Genomic DNA, 16,516 nt, shown 5'->3' with positions numbered 1-16,516 from the left:
CCCCGATCACTCGGCGTTGGGAAAGAACAACTGCTCACCATCCAGCTTGTAAGACGCAATGGCCGCCTGCCCGTCGGGGCCGATCAGCCAGTCAATGAACCGTTGACCCGCTGCGGCCCGGACCTGCGGATGCTTATCCGGGTTCACAAGGATGATACCGTATTGATTGAATAGACGCGGGTCACCCTCGACCAGAACCTCTAGATCCCCTCTGTTGCCAAAGGATTGCCACGTGGCGCGATCCGTTAGCACATAGGCCCCCATCCCGCTGGCCACGTTCAAAGTCGCCCCCATGCCCGAGCCGGTCTCGCGGTACCACGTCCCCGATGCGGCGGTCGGATCGGCACCCGCCCAATCCCAAAGGCGCATCTCGGCCTTGTGCGTTCCGCTGTCATCTCCGCGCGAGGCAAAGGGCGCTTCGGCTTCGGACACCGCAACCAGCGCCTCAACGATATCCATGCCACCCCGCACCTTGGCCGGATCGGATTTTGGCCCGACCAGAACAAAATCGTTGTACATCACGTCAAACCGCTCGACCCCCCAACCGTCGTCAACGAATTGTTCCTCGGCTGGTCTGGAATGCACCAGCAACACGTCCCCATCCCCGTTGATGGCATTGCGGATCGCCTGACCGGTGCCCACGGCAACAACACGTACGTCAATACCCGTCTCGGCCTCGAACCCCGGCAGGATGTAATCCAGCAAACCCGAATTCTGAGTGGACGTCGTCGATTGCACCACGATAAAGGGTTCCTCGGCGTTGGCGGACGCAGCGGTCAAACCAACGGCGAAAAGAGCTGCTCGAAAAAAAGTTCGGATCATTTAGATCTCCGTTATTGTTTAAGTGACTAGCCCGCCAGCCAGATATCGGCGTGCGGCGTCGCTTTTGGGGGCATCCAGTACCTGTTTGGCCGCCCCATGTTCAACCACGTGACCGCCCTGCATCATCACGATATCGGCGGCTAACCGCCGGGCCTGCCCGATGTCATGCGTCACCATAACGATGCGGACACCCCGGGTTGAGGCGCGCAGGATCATCCTTTCGATCATCTGCGTGGCATTGGGATCAAGCGCGCTGGTAGGTTCATCCAGAAACAACGTCTCTGGGTCCAGCGCGAGAGCGCGCAGAATGGCCAGCCGCTGCGCTTCTCCCCCTGACAGGGACCGGGCGGATTGGCGGGCTTTGCCATCCAGACCGCCTTCGGTCAGCAATTCCTCGATCCGGGACTTGCGCGTGCTGCGCGGCACCCCCTTGCGCTTCAGCACAAAATCCAGGTTGGAAGCAACGGTCCGGCGCAACAGCACGGGCTGCTGAAACACCATCGCCTGCCGCGCCTTGTGATCAGCATTCAGCTCGACACCATCCTGCCGAACCTGCCCGCGATTCGGTACGATCAGCCCATGCAGACAGCGCAGCAGCAGGCTTTTGCCCGATCCATTCGGCCCAAGGATCAAGGTTGGCCCCGGACCATCAAGGATAAGCTGCGGCACATCCAACAAGGCCTTGCCTTTACGGGTGATCCGCATCCCATCAACCGACAAACAACTGGCCAATTGCAAAGTCAAATCACGCATGGCGCAACCCCTCCTGCTCGGCTCGCAGGCTGAGCGTGCTGACCATGGCGTTCACCGCCACCGCGATACCGATCAGGATCGCCCCCAGTGCCAACGCCAGCGCCAGATTGCCCTTTGAGGTCTCCAATGCAATGGTGGTCGTCATAACACGTGTCACGTGATTGATGTTGCCGCCAACGATGATCACCGCACCGACCTCGGCAATGGCCCGACCAAATCCAGCCAGCAGTGCGGTCACCAGCGCCAATCGCGCATCCCACAACAGCACCGGAACCGATGCCAGCCGGGACACCCCCAGTGAGCGGAGCTGTTCCGAATACTCCTCGGCCAGCAATTCGACCACTTGCCGGGTCAACGCTGCGATGATGGGGGTAACTAGAACAACCTGCGCAATGATCATCGCGGTCGGCGTATACAGCAACTCAAGCACACCCAACGGACCCGAGCGTGACAACATCAGATAGACCAACAGCCCGACAACGACCGGAGGGAACCCCATTAAAGCATTCATCAGCACGATCAGAATTCGACGTCCCGGAAACCGAGCGACCGCCAAAGCCGCACCAACGGGCATGCCAATCAACGCAGAAATCAGCACGGCAAAGATGGAAACTTTCAGGGACAGCAACACAATCGCCCACAACTCTGCATCCCCGTTTAGGATCAGAGTCATTGCCGAGTTGAATTCTGATGCAAATCCCTGCATTTTCTACCACATAACGAGCATTTCGTACAAAATGCGCCTAATTTCATAAAGATACTAGACCATTTACTCACCAAGTACAGACACGATTCCGACATCCCCAAACGAAAACGCGGCCCCAACTGGAGCCGCGCGTGTTTAGGCAATTGAACTGGGATCAGTTCAGCGCCGCATCTGTGATCTGATGTGTCCAGGCGCCGTCGGGCTCTTCGGTGATCGCAGGGTTTTCCGCTGAAACTGCCGAAAGCAGCGTTTTCACAGTCTGCTCATAGTCGGCGGGATCAAGCGCTCCGTCAGATCCTTCAATCAGTTTAGCAACCTCACCCATCATGTAGATCTGATGGTCCAACTCCTGCGCGCCGCTCGCGTCGAAATCAAGAACGATCTCGGCGGCTTCTTCCTGATGCTCGGCGGCGTATTCCCACCCTTTCATCGACGCCCGCACGAAACGGACCATTTTGTCGGCAAACTCGGGGTCGTCCAGGTTTTCTTGAAGAACGTACAATCCGTCCTCAAGCATGCCGAAACCCATCTGAAGGTAGTTGAAGGTGACCAGTTCTTCAGGCGTGATGCCTGCCTGCAGGATCTGGCGGTATTCATTGTACGTCATGGTCGAGATGCAATCCGCCTGCCCTTGGATCAACGGATCAGCAGAAAACGCCTGCTTCAGAACGGTCACGCCGTTTTCATCCGCGCCGTCTGTTTCAATCCCCAGTGACGCCATCCACGCATAGAACGGATATTCGTTTCCAAAGAACCACACGCCCATGGTCCGCCCCGGGAAATCATCAGGAGATTCAACACCTGTCGATTTGAGGCAGTTCACTTGCAAACCACCGGTTTTGAAAGGCTGCGCAATATTGACCAGCGGCACCCCGCGCTCGCGCGCGGCCAACCCAGCTGCCATCCAGGTCGTGATGACATCCGCCCCGCCACCAGCAATCACCTGTTCGGGTGCGATATCAGGGCCACCGGGTTTGATAGTGACATCCAGCCCCTCTTCGTCATAAAACCCTTTGGCTTCCGCCACGAAATACCCGGCAAACTGAGCTTGACCGACCCACTTCAGTTGTAGTGTCACCTCATCCGCTGCCAAAGCTGTGCTGGCTGCCAGGCTCAAGGCGGCGACCGCCCCGCTAAGTAGCTTATTCATCTTCAAGTCTCCTAGTTGCTATTGACGCCCCATTTCGGGGTCTGATTAATTCAAGTTGTCATCCGCGTTGCGATGGGTGCCAGAATGTCACCGCCTTTTCGATCATGGCGACCAGACCGTAGAACGCTGTCCCGGCCAAAGCGGCCACGACAATCTCGGCCCAGACCATATCCAGTGACAATTGGCCAACACTGGTTGAAATCCGAAAGCCCATGCCCACAATGGGTGAACCAAAGAACTCGGCCACGATAGCGCCGATCAGCGCCAGAGTGGTAGAAATCTTTAGCCCGTTGAAAACAAACGGCATCGCTGCGGGCAAGCGAAGTTTCAGGAAGCTCTGCCAATAGGTCGCGGCATAGGTCTCCATCAGGTCGCGCTGCATGACGGTGGCTTCTCGTAGACCGGCAACGGTGTTAACCAACATGGGAAAGAACACCATCACCACGACCACTGCTGCCTTGGAATGCCAGTCGAACCCGAACCACATCACCAGAATGGGGGCCGTCCCGACAATAGGCAGGGCCGCTACAAAGTTCCCGACCGGCAACAATCCGAGGCGCAGGAAATCCCAGCGATCCACGGCAATCGCCATCAGGAAAGCCGATCCGCAACCGATGATGTAACCGCTCAGCGCGCCTTTGATGATGGTTTGCACGAAATCCGCCCACAGGATTGGCAGGCTGTCAGCAAAGCGCACAGCGATCACTGACGGTGCAGGCAAAATGACCAACGGCACATCAAGCCCGCGCACCAGCAGTTCCCAAATTGCAATCACGGTCAGGCCAAAGATCAGCGGCGCCAAAAACCGCACTGTCTTTGTATCGGCATAGGGGCCACTGGCCAGGCGGCTGTTCAACCACCAGCCAAACAGCCAGACGCCAATTGCACCAAGAACAGATATCATTGCGCCATCCCCATCCGTTTCAGGACCGTCCGCTCGATCAGACCCAACAGCCCGACCAGACAGGCCGCCAGGATGGCCGCCGCAAACAACGCCGACCAGATTTGCACGGTCTGACCGTAATAGCTGCCGGCCAGCAACCGCGCACCCAAACCAGCCACGGCCCCTGTCGGCAGCTCTCCGACGATAGCCCCGACCAGTGAGGCTGCGATACCAATCTTCAGCGAAGTAAACAGATACGGCATCGACGCTGGTAAGCGCAGCTTCCAGAAACCCTGAGACCGACTGGCATTATACGTGCGCAACAGGTCCAATTGCATCGCATCGGGGCTGCGCAGCCCCTTCACCATACCGACCACGACGGGGAAAAAGCTAAGGTAGGCCGAGATGATCGCCTTGGGGATGATCCCCTGAATACCTATCGAATACAGCACCACGATGATCATCGGGGCCAGCGCGATGATTGGAATAGTTTGGCTAACAATGGCCCAGGGCATGACCGACAGGTCCATCACCCGGCTGTGTACAATTCCCACTGCCAGCAGAATGCCTAACCCGGTGCCAATCGCAAAACCCAGAATAGTGGCGCTGAGTGTCACCCAGGAATGATAGATCAATGATCTTTTCGAGGTGATTTTCTTCTCGACCGTGGTGTCCCACAGCTCTTCGGCCACCTGATGCGGTGCGGGCAAACGCGGTCGGTCCTGTTCCCATGTCTCATCAATGGCATAGGGGTTGTCGATGACCAACTCGAACTCGCTCATGTCGCGGCGGTCAACAGCTTTGGGCGGATCGACCTGTTCCCCGGCTCGTTCGAATTCAGTCAGAACACCTTTGATGTTCATCGGCACGCTGGCGGCATACCAGAACAGGATAATGACGCCTACAACAGTCAAAACGGCCCAGACAGCTTTGATCCCTGCACTAGTCATCCGTATGCCCCGCCCGCAGCCCCTCGCGCACACGATGGGCGACTTCGATGAATTCAGGCGTGTCGCGGATATCCAGCGGCCGTTCCTTTGGCAGAGGGCTGTCGATCACATCAGTGATCCGTCCCGGTCGCGGGCTCATCACCACGATCTTTGTGCTGAGATACACCGCCTCGGGGATCGAGTGCGTCACGAAACCGATGGTCTTTTCAGTGCGCGCCCAAAGTGCCAGAAGCTGTTCGTTCAGGTGATCGCGCACGATCTCATCCAGCGCGCCAAAGGGCTCATCCATCAAAAGGATATCGGCGTCAAAAGCCAGCGCCCGCGCAATGCTGGCGCGTTGCTGCATGCCGCCAGAAAGCTGCCAGGGGAATTTCCCGCCAAATCCCTCTAGATCAACAAGTTCCAGAACTTTTTTAACCCTCTCTTCCTGCTCGCTGGCGGAATAACCCATGATTTCCAAGGGTAGTTTAATGTTCTTGGCAATGGTCCGCCAAGGATATAGCCCCGCCGCCTGAAACACATAGCCATAGGCACGGTTCCGCCGCGCCTCATCCGGGGTCATTCCATTGACGGTTAACGTTCCCCCTGTCGGTGTTTCCAGCGCCGCGATACAGCGCAGAAAGGTGGTTTTCCCACAGCCCGAGGGGCCGATGAAGCTGACGAAATCGCCTTTGTCGACTGTCAGGTTCACATCCTTGAGCGCATGGATTGGCCCGTCGTTTGTTTGGAAGGTAAGGTCCAACTGCCTTGCCTCGATTACGGGCTGGGTAGTGCTTTCAGTATTCATTCCATTGCCTTGAAAAGGTTTGGCTTTAGGGTGCCTTGGTGACAATCCCTGCGCAATCAGACACCCGTCGCCGGAATGCCCGTCCGCTCAACCGGGCGCGGCGCAGTCAGCTCTTTCCACGTACTCAGCGCCTTGTTCACGTGACCATTGGGCTCGCGCGCTACAAACTCTCCATGCCCTTCCTGCGTGCGGATTTCACCGTCATGCACGGCCACCTGTCCACGGGTCAGCGTAAAGCGCGGCAGACCTTTGACCTCTTTACCCTCGAACACGTTGTAATCGATCGAGGATTGCTGGGTATCAGCGCTGATCGTTTTGGCTTTCTCAGGGTCCCATACAACGATATCGGCATCCGCCCCCACAAGGATCGCACCCTTTTTAGGATAGCAATTCAATATTTTGGCGATGTTTGTTGAAGTCACGGCCACAAACTCATTCATCGTCAAACGCCCCGTATTCACACCATGGGTCCACAGCATCGGCATCCGATCCTCCAGCCCACCGGTCCCATTCGGTATCTTCGTAAAGTCACCGACGCCAAAACGCTTTTGGTCGGTGGTAAAGGCGCAATGGTCAGTGGCCACAACGCTCAATGTCCCGGAATGCAATCCGTTCCACAGACTGTCCTGATGCTGTTTGTTCCGGAACGGGGGGCTCATGACGCGTCGCGCCGCGTGATCCCAATCTTGGTGGAAATATTCGCTTTCATCCAACGTCAGATGCTGGATCAAGGGTTCTCCCCACACTCGCTTTCCATTCATCTTGGCCCGGCGAATGGCCTCATGCGCCTCTTCGCAGGATGTATGCACCACGTAAAGCGGCACGCCCGCCATATCGGCGATCATGATGGCGCGGTTGGTGGCCTCACCTTCCACCTGCGGCGGACGCGAATAGGCATGCGCTTCGGGGCCGGTATTGCCTTCGGCCAGCAGCTTGGCGCTTAACTCAGCCACGACATCGCCGTTTTCAGCATGCACCATCGCGATGCCACCCAACTCAGCCAATCGCTTGAACGAGGCAAACAACTCATCGTCATTCACCATCAGTGCGCCCTTGTAGGCCATGAAGTGCTTGAACGTATTGATGCCGCGCGTCTCGATCACCGTTTTGATGTCGTCAAACACCTGTTCGCCCCACCAGGTCACCGCCATATGGAAGGAGTAATCGCAGTTTGCACGGGTCGACTTATTATCCCAGCGCTTCAAGGCATCAAGCAGACCCTCACCGGGGTTTGGCAGCGCGAAATCGACCACCATCGTGGTGCCCCCGGCCAGCGCCGCTCGCGTCCCGCTTTCGAAATCATCGCTGGAATAGGTTCCCATGAACGGCATCTCAAGATGCGTGTGCGGGTCAATCCCACCGGGCATCACGTAACACCCCGTCGCATCAAGCACTTTGTCGCCCTTAAGATCCATTCCGATCTCGGTGATCACACCGCCTTCGACCAGCACATCCGCCTTATAGGAAAGATCGGCGGTCACGACGGTTCCGTTTTTGATAACAGTGCTCATTTTAATCTCCCTGACGCGGTCTGCGCCGCTTGCTTCATCTGGCCAAAATACCTCGGGTGAGTCGCTTTTTGGGCGACAGGGGCAGCGTCCCTTACTCCACAATCTCTGCGGTTTCGACGACCGCATGAAACAGAACATCTGCCCCGGCGGCCGCCCAGTCTTTACTGATCTCTTCGGCCTCGTTGTGGCTCAGCCCATCAACGCACGGGCACATCACCATCGCGGTTGGTGCCACTCGGTTGATCCAGCACGCATCATGTCCTGCGCCCGAGATGATGTCGGTGTGCGAATACCCCAGCCTCTCGGCCGCATCGCGAACCGCCTTTACGCACCCCTCGTCGAACGTCACAGGGTCAAAGCCGCCAACTTTCTCGAATTCGATCTGCAGGCCCATCTCTTCGACGATATCTTCGGCAGCAACACGCAGGCGATTAACCATGTCGGTGATCACGTCCAATTCGGGTGAGCGGAAATCGACCGTGAAAACAGCCTTGCCGGGGATCACGTTGCGAGAGTTCGGATAGACATCGATATGCCCTGCTGCACCGACCGCATGGGGCGCATGCGACCAGGCGATTTCATCCACTTTCTCAAGGATGCGTGCCATCGCAAGGCCAGCATTCTTGCGCATTGGCATCGGGGTCGACCCAGTATGGGAGTCCTTGCCCGTCACGGTGATTTGCGTCCAGCTTAGGCCCTGCCCATGTGTGACAACGCCAATATCCTTACCTTCGGCCTCAAGGATCGGCCCTTGTTCAATATGCAGCTCAAAGAAAGCGTGCATCTTGCGTGCGCCGACCTCTTCGTCGCCCCGCCAGCCGATGCGATTCAATTCATCGCCAAACTTTTTGCCTTCGGCATCCTCGCGGTCATAGGCCCAATCCTGCGTGTGCATTCCAGCAAAAACGCCCGAAGACAACATAGCCGGCGCGTAACGTGTGCCCTCTTCGTTGGTCCAGTTGGTCGCCACGATGGGGTGTTTGGTTTTGATGTCCAGATCATTCAGCGTCCGTATTATCTCTAACCCGCCCAGCACGCCCAGCACGCCGTCATATTTCCCGCCGGTCGGCTGCGTATCCAGATGCGAACCTACATAAACCGGCAGAGCCTCGGGGTCAGTCCCCTCTCGGCGAGCAAACATATTGCCCATTTGATCCAGGCCCATTGTACAGCCCGCGTCCTTACACCATTTCTGGAACAAGGCGCGCCCTTCAGCATCTTCATCCGTCAGGGTCTGGCGGTTGTTGCCCCCTGCAACACCGGGGCCAATCTTTGCCATCTCCATCAGGCTATCCCAAAGTCTGTCGCCATTGATCCTGAGGTTTTGCGCCGGAGCTGCCATTGGTGTCTTCCCTGTTGCTTGCGATTTGGCTCGCTTTTGGTGTCTTGATTTGACCATCTGGTCAAACTCACGCTATCACGGGTTCGAGATCAGTCAAGAAATTGCATGGTGCCGCCGGAATTTTCGGCATAATTGGCCCCCGCATGGCAAAAAAAGAGACACGCTGGAAACATGCCCAAGGATCGCGCCCCGACCCGAATACAGAGAAAGAACCGCGCTGCGATTCTCGAGGCCGCGCTGAACGTGTTTTCCGCCCACGGATTTCGCGGCGCAACTGTTGATCAGATTGCTGCCGAAGCTGGGCTAAGCAAGCCGAATTTACTGTATTATTTCCCGTCGAAAGAGGCGATTCATACTGCCCTGCTTTCGGGGCTGTTGGACACATGGTTGGCCCCCTTACACGAGTTGGATGCCGACGGAGACCCGATGGAGGAAATCCTGTCCTACATCCGCCGCAAATTGCAGATGAGCCGTGAATTGCCGCGTGAAAGCCGCCTGTTCGCGAACGAGCTTGTTCAGGGCGCGCCGCGCATTCACGAGGCTTTGTCGAATGACCTCAAGGCGCTGGTGGACGATAAAACCACGATCCTGACGCAATGGATGGATGAGGGCAAAATTGCGCGCCTGCATCCCTATCACCTGATCTTTTCAATCTGGGCTCTGACGCAGCACTACGCCGATTTCGATGTGCAGGTCCGTGCCATTCTGGGCAACGAGGATCCGTTCGCAGGTGCTGAACCGTTTATTGATACGCTTTATCGCAAACTTCTAACACCCTAGAAAAACAGTCTCACAGAACCCTTGGCAGACCATTCCATCTTGCCATGATATACTGGGTCAATTGAGGTGACTTTCATGCGGCAGCAACACCGAAAGGAAGGTGATTGCATGATCATTCGCATATTTCAGGTCGTTACACGCCCCGGCAAAGAAGAAGAGTTCGGGAAGTTCTTTCACGAGACGGCGATCCCGCTCATGAAGGGAACGAAAGGGATAGTTCAGGTCATACCCGGGGCGCCGCGTGCCGATACACCCAGAGAGTTTAGTTTTGTTATGGTGTGGGAAGACCTTGAGTCTCTGAAGGCCTTTGTAGGTGACGATATTTCCAGCCCTCATATTGATCCTATGGAAGCTGAATTGGTCGAGTCGCGCTCAATCAGACATTATGAGCTTGTCGACAGTTAGCTTACGGCGATTTTCCATCTAGTTCGCGATTCCCAATTGACAGCTTTGGCTTTAAGAGCGGGCGCGTTTCAGAGGGGCTTCGGTCGTTTTTGAATCCCGATAGTCTATCGAGAACGAACATTGACCAGACCTGCAGGATCGCTCAAATTTTCTGAGCCATTTGAAAAGGGCTGGCCTATACCAGCCCCTTTTCTTTGTTTCAGTTAACCAATCTACTCGGCCGCTTTCGCCATTGGGTTATTAGGATGCGTCGTCCAGTTGGCATAGCCAGGCTGCACTTCATCTCTGGTACGCGGATCGACCTCACCGGCTGCCATCGGCTCCATCGAGATACACCCGTCCACCGGGCAGACGTCCACGCACAGATTACAGGCGACGCATTCGTCATCCATGACCTCAAAAACCCGATCTTCGGACATTGAAATCGCCTGATGGCTGGTGTCTTCACACGCGGCATAGCAGCGACCGCATTTGATGCACTGATCCTGGTCGATCTTGGCCTTGGCAACGTAGTTCAGGTTCAGATACTGCCAGTCGGTCACATTCGGCACAGCAAGACCTACGACTTGCGATACGTCTGTATAGCCCTTTTCATCCATCCACTTGGACAATCCGGCAGTCAGTTCGTCGATAATCTTGAACCCATAGGTCATTGCGGCGGTACACACCTGCACGGTCCCACATCCCAACGCCATGAATTCAGCCGCATCGCGCCACGTGGTCACGCCACCGATACCGGATATCGGCAGGCCTTGCGTGGCTTGGGCACGGGCAATTTCGGACACCATCGACAGGGCAATCGGCTTTACCGCCGGGCCACAATACCCGCCGTGGCTGCCCTTGCCATCAATCGACGGTTCGGGGCTGAATGTGTCCAGATTGACGCTGGTGATCGAGTTGATCGTGTTGATCAACGACACCGCGTCCGCGCCGCCATTTCTAGCCGCCTCAGCTGGCTTGCGGATATCGGTGATGTTCGGCGTCAACTTTACGATAACCGGGCGGTCGTAGTACTGCTTACACCAGCGGGTCACCATTTCGATGTATTCCGGCACCTGCCCCACGGCCGAGCCCATACCGCGCTCGCTCATCCCATGCGGGCAACCGAAGTTCAACTCGATCCCGTCTGCGCCGGTTTCTGCCACACGCGGCAAGATGGCTTTCCATGCCTCTTCTTCGCACGGCACCATGATCGAAGCGATCAGCGCTCGGTCCGGGTAATCCGACTTGACCCGCGCCATTTCTTCAAGGTTCACCTCAAGCGGGCGATCAGTGATAAGCTCAATGTTGTTCAGGCCCAGCAGCCGACGATCAGCGCCATAAATCGCGCCGTAGCGCGGCCCGTTAACGTTTACGACCGGAGGTCCCTCGGCCCCGAGCGTTTTCCACACAACTCCGCCCCATCCGGCCTCAAAAGCACGGCGGACGTTATATTCCTTATCCGTCGGTGGCGCCGAGGCCAACCAGTAAGGGTTGGGGCTGGAAATACCCAGAAAGTTTGTTGTCAGATCGGCCATAGCTTCTCCCTTCCCGGCTCAGCCGGATTTCTTGAATATCATTTCGGTCGGGCGAATGCGCCCAGCCTTGAGGTTCATGACGTAGTTTTGAAACTTTTCGGGCGCCGTCTCGCCCATCATAAGGTGGATGCCCAATGGGGGCGGGCCGCTCTCGGCGATGCGCGCGAAAACTTCTTCGAAAAAAGCAAGCGCGAACTCGGTCCGGTCTGTCTCGGCTACCAGCTCAAGACCCGCCGAGGCCGCCGCGTTCTTGTAAACCTCTGGTGAATCTACAAAAGAGGTCTCGGCAACAGTCGACCAGGGCAGAGGAAAGGCCAGCGGTTCGTCCACATCCCCTCCCATCACATCAAACAGGGCAAAGGAACCATCCCAGGCCAGAGCACGCGACACTTCTGCAAAAAGGCCCGCCTTGTCTTCGATGTTCATCCCAACGTGCATCATAACGGCAAGATCAAAACCCGCATCGGGCACGGGCATATCCAGTGCGCTACCCACTAGAAAACTTGTTTTGTCGGAATGCCCGACAAGTTCACTCAAAGCAGTGGCCGTTTCGACAAATTCAGGCGTCAGGTCGACCCCGGTCACTGTCGAGTCATAGCGATCAACGATGTAGCGCGACGTCCCGCCGATGCCGCTCCCGACATCCAGCACACGGGTCGCATGGGTCGGCGAAAGCTGGGCAAACAGGTTGTCCGTTGCAAGAACGCCGCCTGTGTGGAACTCATCACCAGCCTTGAGGTCTGCAACCGTGGCCGCGTTTGGGTCAATGCCACTTGCCTTAAGCGCCTCACGCATACGCTCCGTGAGGGCACCGGTTGTGTAGTGTTGCGCAACAGCTTTTTCGATCTGGGACATGAGAATACCTCAGCAGCGAATGGGATGGGGTGAATGCCCCATCCTATCACGAAACAAGCGTTGAGTGGATGTCCATCGCCGCATCGCGGCCCTCGGCCACGGCGGTTACGGTCAGGTCTTCGCCACCAGCTGCGCAATCGCCCCCGGCCCAGACGCCATCCATCGAGGTACGCCCAGCACCCGTCACGGCGATCTTGTTGCCGTCCAGCGTCAATCCATCCGGTGCGCCATCCAGCGTCTGGCCAATCGCCTTGAGGACCTGATCGGCGGGCACGCGGATGATTTCTCCGGTCCCCGACAGCTGGCCGTCATGGCTGGATGTGTACTCCAGCTCGATCTCTGCCGCTGCCCCGTTTCCATGAACGGCAACGGGTTGCACATTGGTCATGATTTTGACGCCGTGGGATGAGGCGAGGTCCTGTTCATATCGGCTGGCCCCCATCGCATCGCGGCCACGCCGATAAGCGATGGTGACATGCTCGGCCCCCAGTAGTTTTGATTTCACTGCGGCGTCAACGGCCGTCATTCCGCCACCGATCACCACGACGTTTCGACCAACCGGCAAATGCGCCAGATCAGAAGCCTGGCGCACATCCGAGATGAAATCGACGGCAAAGCGCACGCCATCCAGATCAGCCCCTTGTGCGCGCAGGGCGTTCACGCCGGCCAAACCGATGGACAAAAAGACAGCGTCGTAATTTTCGACCAGACCGTCCAGCGAGATACCCTCACCCAGAACCGAGCCGGTCTCGATCGTGATACCGCCGATCTTTAGCAGCCAGTCCACCTCGGCCTGTGCAAAGTCATTTGTCGACTTATAAGCAGCGATGCCATATTCGTTCAGACCGCCCGGCTTGGGTTTGCCCTCGTGGATCACCACGTCATGCCCAAACATCGCCAACCGGTGCGCGCAGGCCAGACCAGCAGGCCCTGCCCCGATCACAGCAACAGTCTTGCCAGTTGACGCGGCGCGTTCAAACGGGTGATCCCCGGAAACCATCACGCTGTCCGTCGCATACCGCTGAAGGCGGCCAATCTCGACCGGGGCACCCTCGGCCGTTTCACGTACGCAGGCCTCTTCGCACAAAGTCTCGGTCGGACAGACACGGGCGCACATGCCGCCCAGAATGTTCTGCGCCAGAATGGTTTCACCCGCCGCCTCAGGTTGCCCTGCCTGAATCTGACGCATGAACAACGGAATATCGATATCCGTCGGACAGGCCGTCACACATGGCGCGTCATAACAGAAATAGCACCGATCTGCGGCCACGGCGGCCTCGTGCGTGGCCAATGGCGGGTGCAAGTCCGTGAAATTCGATGTCAGCTCATCGCTGGACAGCCGCCCGGAGACAATGCCGGGGGCAATCTGGCCCTGTGCCATCGCTCTACTCCCTGTAGATATGTTCGTTATGTTCTCAGCTTGCCACAATCTGATTTTTTATCAATTGGTAAAATTTAGAAAACCATCAAAAAATCAAAAAACCGGAAAATTCCGCCCGTTTTACTGAGGAAATCGCCTGTTTTATTGGCATTCGATACTCCTGTTGTGCCCAAAGACCGATTGCGCAGGGCAGACTGCAGCCACGAATTCCGGTTTTTCCGGCATCTGGTTTTGACGGAGCCAGCTGCGTAATGTAGGTCAAACTCAACCCGAGCAGCGCCGGTCAACGGCCAGATACCTGAAAGTCATTCGATGCAGGCCACCCACCCGAAGTTCAACATCGTCATCATCGGGCAAAACAACCGGCTACAGTATGAGGCACTGTTGTTTGCCGCCTCTCTGCGCCATAGCTCACCGAATTTCGCAGGTCGGCTGTTTGTGGCGGTCCCGCAGCCCGGCCAGCGCTGGCCGCAAGACCCAAGCATCCGGAACGAGGACGTTCTGAAAGCGTTGCGGCAACTGGATGCGGAAATCCTGCCATTCGACAACCATGTCTTCGGCAACAGCTACCCCCACGGCAACAAGATCGAGGCATTGCTGGCGCTGCCAGAAGGCGAGCCTTTTGTGTTCTTTGACAGCGATACGCTGATCACCGGAGATCTGACCTCGGTACCGTTTGATTTTGACCGACCTGGTGCCTCACAAAAGGTCGAAGGGACGTGGCCCAAACCCACCCTGTATGGCCCTGGTTTCGATGGTATCTGGAGCGCCCTCTATCACCGGTTCGAACTGGACTTCGAAAGCTCATTGGATACCAGCCAGCCCGAGAATTACTGGCGGCGGTATTTGTACTTCAACGCGGGCTATTTCTATTATGCCTGCCCGCGCAAGTTCGGCGCGCGCTATCTGGACTTTGCCCGCACGATCCGGGATGGGAATATCCCCGAACTGGCCGGGCAGAACCTTGACCCATGGCTGGATCAGGCCGCGCTGCCGTTGGTTGTCCATTCCTTCGGTGGCGGGCGAGATACCCTGCCCCCGGGCCTGCTGGATGGATCGGTCAGCTGCCACTATCGTCTGTTCCCCCTGCTCTATGCCCGCGAAAGCGACCATGTGATTGAGGTGCTTGAAACCGTCGTGGCCCCCAACCGGGTCAAGAAGGTTCTCAAGGGATATGACCCGATCAAAAAGCTGGTTTTGCAGCGTAAGGGCCACAAGATCCGGGACCTGTTCGACCGTGATAACCTGCCCCAGCGCGAACAGGTCATTCGCAATACAATCAAGAACAAGGGCCTGTGGATGCGCTGACAGGATTGTTGTGCGCGCGCGCTCAATCGCCTAGAGATTCAGCAACAAACATTCCAACAGGAGATTTTAGCGATGTCTGACGGCCCTACCTACGGTTTTGACACACTTCAGATTCACGCGGGCGCACGGCCCGATCCGGCAACGGGCGCGCGTCAGACTCCGATTTATCAAACGACAGCTTATGTGTTTCGCGATGCCGATCACGCGGCGGCGCTGTTCAACTTGCAAGAAGTTGGCTTCATCTATTCCCGCCTGACCAACCCTACTGTGGCCGTATTGCAAGAACGTATCGCCACACTGGAAGGCGGAGTGGGTGCGGTCTGCTGTTCTTCTGGTCATGCAGCACAGATCATGGCGCTGTTTCCGCTTATGGGACCGGGCTGCAACGTGGTGTCCTCGACGCGCCTTTACGGCGGCACGGTCACGCAATTCAGCCAGACGATCAAACGCTTTGGCTGGTCGGCCAAGTTTGTCGACACCGATGATCTGGACGCCGTAAAAAATGCCATCGACGAAAACACCCGGGCGATATTCTGTGAATCAATTGCCAATCCGGGTGGGTATGTGACCGACATTCAGGCCATGGCGGATATCGCTGACGCAGCAGGTATCCCCCTGATCGTCGACAACACCTCGGCCACACCGTACCTATGCCGCCCCATCGAACAGGGCGCGACGCTGGTTGTGCATTCGACGACCAAGTACCTGACCGGCAATGGCACGGTCACCGGCGGCTGTATCGTGGATTCGGGCAAGTTCGACTGGTCGGCGAATGACAAGTTCCCTTCGCTCAGCGAACCGGAACAAGCCTATCACGGACTGAAGTTCCACGAGACCTTTGGCCCGCTGGCTTTTACCTTTCACGGTATCGCCATCGGTCTGCGCGATCTGGGCATGACCATGAACCCGCAAGCCGCGCATTACACGCTGATGGGGGTTGAAACCCTATCCCTTCGGATGGAACGCCACGTGGAAAACGCCCAAAAGATCGCTGCCTGGCTCGAAGCAGACGACCGCGTGGACTATGTGACCTATGCGGGTCTGCCCTCCTCGCCCTATCATGACCGGGTGAAAGCACACTATAAAAAGGGTGCCGGCGCATTGTTCACCTTTGCGGTCAAGGGTGGTTATGACGCCTGTGTCAAACTGGTGAACGCGCTTGAGATTTTCAGCCATGTCGCCAACCTTGGCGATGCGCGGTCGCTGATCATTCACTCAGCCTCGACCACCCACCGTCAGTTGACGCCTGAACAGCAAGAGGCCGCAGGTGCAGGCCCCGGCGTAGTCCGCGTCTCCATCGGCATCGAAGACGCAGACGACCTGATCGCCGATCTGGATCAGGCGCTGGCCAAGGCAACGGCTTGAG

At 57.1% G+C, this 16,516-nt stretch carries 16 protein-coding genes; 4 read left to right on the top strand and 12 right to left on the bottom strand.

Going from position 1 to position 16,516, the window contains the following annotated elements; genetic code table 11:
• Positions 1-6: 6 nt before the first annotated feature.
• The 9 genes from ACR0JB_RS03445 to ACR0JB_RS03405 all read right to left on the bottom strand — a co-directional run bounded on the left by ACR0JB_RS03445 (position 7) and on the right by ACR0JB_RS03405 (position 8,904).
• The gene (locus tag ACR0JB_RS03445) at positions 7-822 is read right to left on the bottom strand and encodes an ABC transporter substrate-binding protein (protein ID WP_170374910.1); all 816 of its coding nucleotides are present in this window, start codon (positions 820-822) and stop codon (positions 7-9) included.
• Positions 823-840: 18 nt separating this feature from the next.
• Positions 841-1,575, bottom strand: a complete 735-nt coding sequence (locus tag ACR0JB_RS03440) for an ATP-binding cassette domain-containing protein (protein WP_480789678.1) — start codon at positions 1,573-1,575, stop codon at positions 841-843.
• A complete protein-coding gene (locus ACR0JB_RS03435) occupies positions 1,568-2,281 on the bottom strand; it encodes an ABC transporter permease (RefSeq protein ID WP_170358007.1) in 714 nt (237 codons plus the stop codon). Before ACR0JB_RS03435 ends, ACR0JB_RS03440 begins: the two co-directional genes overlap by 8 nt.
• A gap of 154 nt (positions 2,282-2,435) precedes the next feature.
• Complete coding sequence (locus tag ACR0JB_RS03430; RefSeq protein WP_170393666.1) at positions 2,436-3,431, bottom strand: ABC transporter substrate-binding protein; 996 nt, start codon at positions 3,429-3,431, stop codon at positions 2,436-2,438.
• 58 nt (positions 3,432-3,489) lie between these two features.
• Positions 3,490-4,335, bottom strand: a complete 846-nt coding sequence (locus ACR0JB_RS03425; RefSeq protein ID WP_170393664.1) for an ABC transporter permease — start codon at positions 4,333-4,335, stop codon at positions 3,490-3,492.
• Positions 4,332-5,249 (bottom strand): ABC transporter permease, encoded by a 918-nt coding sequence (locus ACR0JB_RS03420; protein ID WP_170376093.1) that lies wholly within the window; start codon positions 5,247-5,249, stop codon positions 4,332-4,334. The genes ACR0JB_RS03425 and ACR0JB_RS03420 overlap by 4 nt, the downstream gene beginning before the upstream one ends.
• A 7-nt stretch (positions 5,250-5,256) precedes the next feature.
• Positions 5,257-6,051, bottom strand: coding sequence for an ABC transporter ATP-binding protein (locus tag ACR0JB_RS03415; protein WP_170348400.1), 795 nt, complete (start codon positions 6,049-6,051; stop codon positions 5,257-5,259).
• Between the two features lie 56 nt (positions 6,052-6,107).
• Positions 6,108-7,562: a dihydropyrimidinase gene (hydA, locus tag ACR0JB_RS03410; protein ID WP_170357995.1), complete on the bottom strand. Its 1,455-nt coding sequence runs from the start codon at positions 7,560-7,562 to the stop codon at positions 6,108-6,110.
• 91 nt (positions 7,563-7,653) lie between these two features.
• Positions 7,654-8,904, bottom strand: coding sequence for a Zn-dependent hydrolase (locus ACR0JB_RS03405; protein WP_170374898.1), 1,251 nt, complete (start codon positions 8,902-8,904; stop codon positions 7,654-7,656).
• Positions 8,905-9,075: 171 nt separating this feature from the next.
• Here ACR0JB_RS03405 and ACR0JB_RS03400 point away from each other — a divergent pair, with 171 nt between their 5' ends.
• Together ACR0JB_RS03400 and ACR0JB_RS03395 are read left to right on the top strand one after the other, a co-directional pair.
• Entirely contained in the window at positions 9,076-9,684 is a 609-nt protein-coding gene (locus tag ACR0JB_RS03400; RefSeq protein WP_170393661.1) for a TetR family transcriptional regulator C-terminal domain-containing protein, read from the top strand.
• Between the two features lie 108 nt (positions 9,685-9,792).
• Positions 9,793-10,089, top strand: a complete 297-nt coding sequence (locus tag ACR0JB_RS03395; protein ID WP_170348396.1) for a putative quinol monooxygenase — start codon at positions 9,793-9,795, stop codon at positions 10,087-10,089.
• 212 nt (positions 10,090-10,301) lie between these two features.
• On the opposite strand, the gene preA is transcribed toward ACR0JB_RS03395, so the two are convergent.
• Genes preA through ACR0JB_RS03380 form a run of 3 tightly spaced genes read right to left on the bottom strand, consistent with a single transcriptional unit; the run spans position 10,302 to position 13,842 of the window.
• The gene (gene preA, locus ACR0JB_RS03390; RefSeq protein WP_170393658.1) at positions 10,302-11,606 is read right to left on the bottom strand and encodes an NAD-dependent dihydropyrimidine dehydrogenase subunit PreA; all 1,305 of its coding nucleotides are present in this window, start codon (positions 11,604-11,606) and stop codon (positions 10,302-10,304) included.
• A gap of 18 nt (positions 11,607-11,624) precedes the next feature.
• Positions 11,625-12,461: a methyltransferase domain-containing protein gene (locus tag ACR0JB_RS03385; RefSeq protein ID WP_170393656.1), complete on the bottom strand. Its 837-nt coding sequence runs from the start codon at positions 12,459-12,461 to the stop codon at positions 11,625-11,627.
• A gap of 46 nt (positions 12,462-12,507) precedes the next feature.
• Positions 12,508-13,842, bottom strand: a complete 1,335-nt coding sequence (locus tag ACR0JB_RS03380) for an NAD(P)-dependent oxidoreductase (protein ID WP_170348393.1) — start codon at positions 13,840-13,842, stop codon at positions 12,508-12,510.
• A gap of 312 nt (positions 13,843-14,154) precedes the next feature.
• Here ACR0JB_RS03380 and ACR0JB_RS03375 point away from each other — a divergent pair, with 312 nt between their 5' ends.
• Both ACR0JB_RS03375 and ACR0JB_RS03370 read left to right on the top strand, forming a co-directional pair.
• Complete coding sequence (locus tag ACR0JB_RS03375; RefSeq protein WP_170393654.1) at positions 14,155-15,150, top strand: hypothetical protein; 996 nt, start codon at positions 14,155-14,157, stop codon at positions 15,148-15,150.
• A 72-nt stretch (positions 15,151-15,222) separates the two neighbouring features.
• Positions 15,223-16,515: an O-acetylhomoserine aminocarboxypropyltransferase/cysteine synthase family protein gene (locus ACR0JB_RS03370; protein WP_170357970.1), complete on the top strand. Its 1,293-nt coding sequence runs from the start codon at positions 15,223-15,225 to the stop codon at positions 16,513-16,515.
• Position 16,516 lies beyond the last annotated feature (1 nt).

The organism is Ruegeria sp. BI7, assembly GCF_056537925.1.
This window is presented reverse-complemented; position numbering and strand designations above follow the sequence as displayed.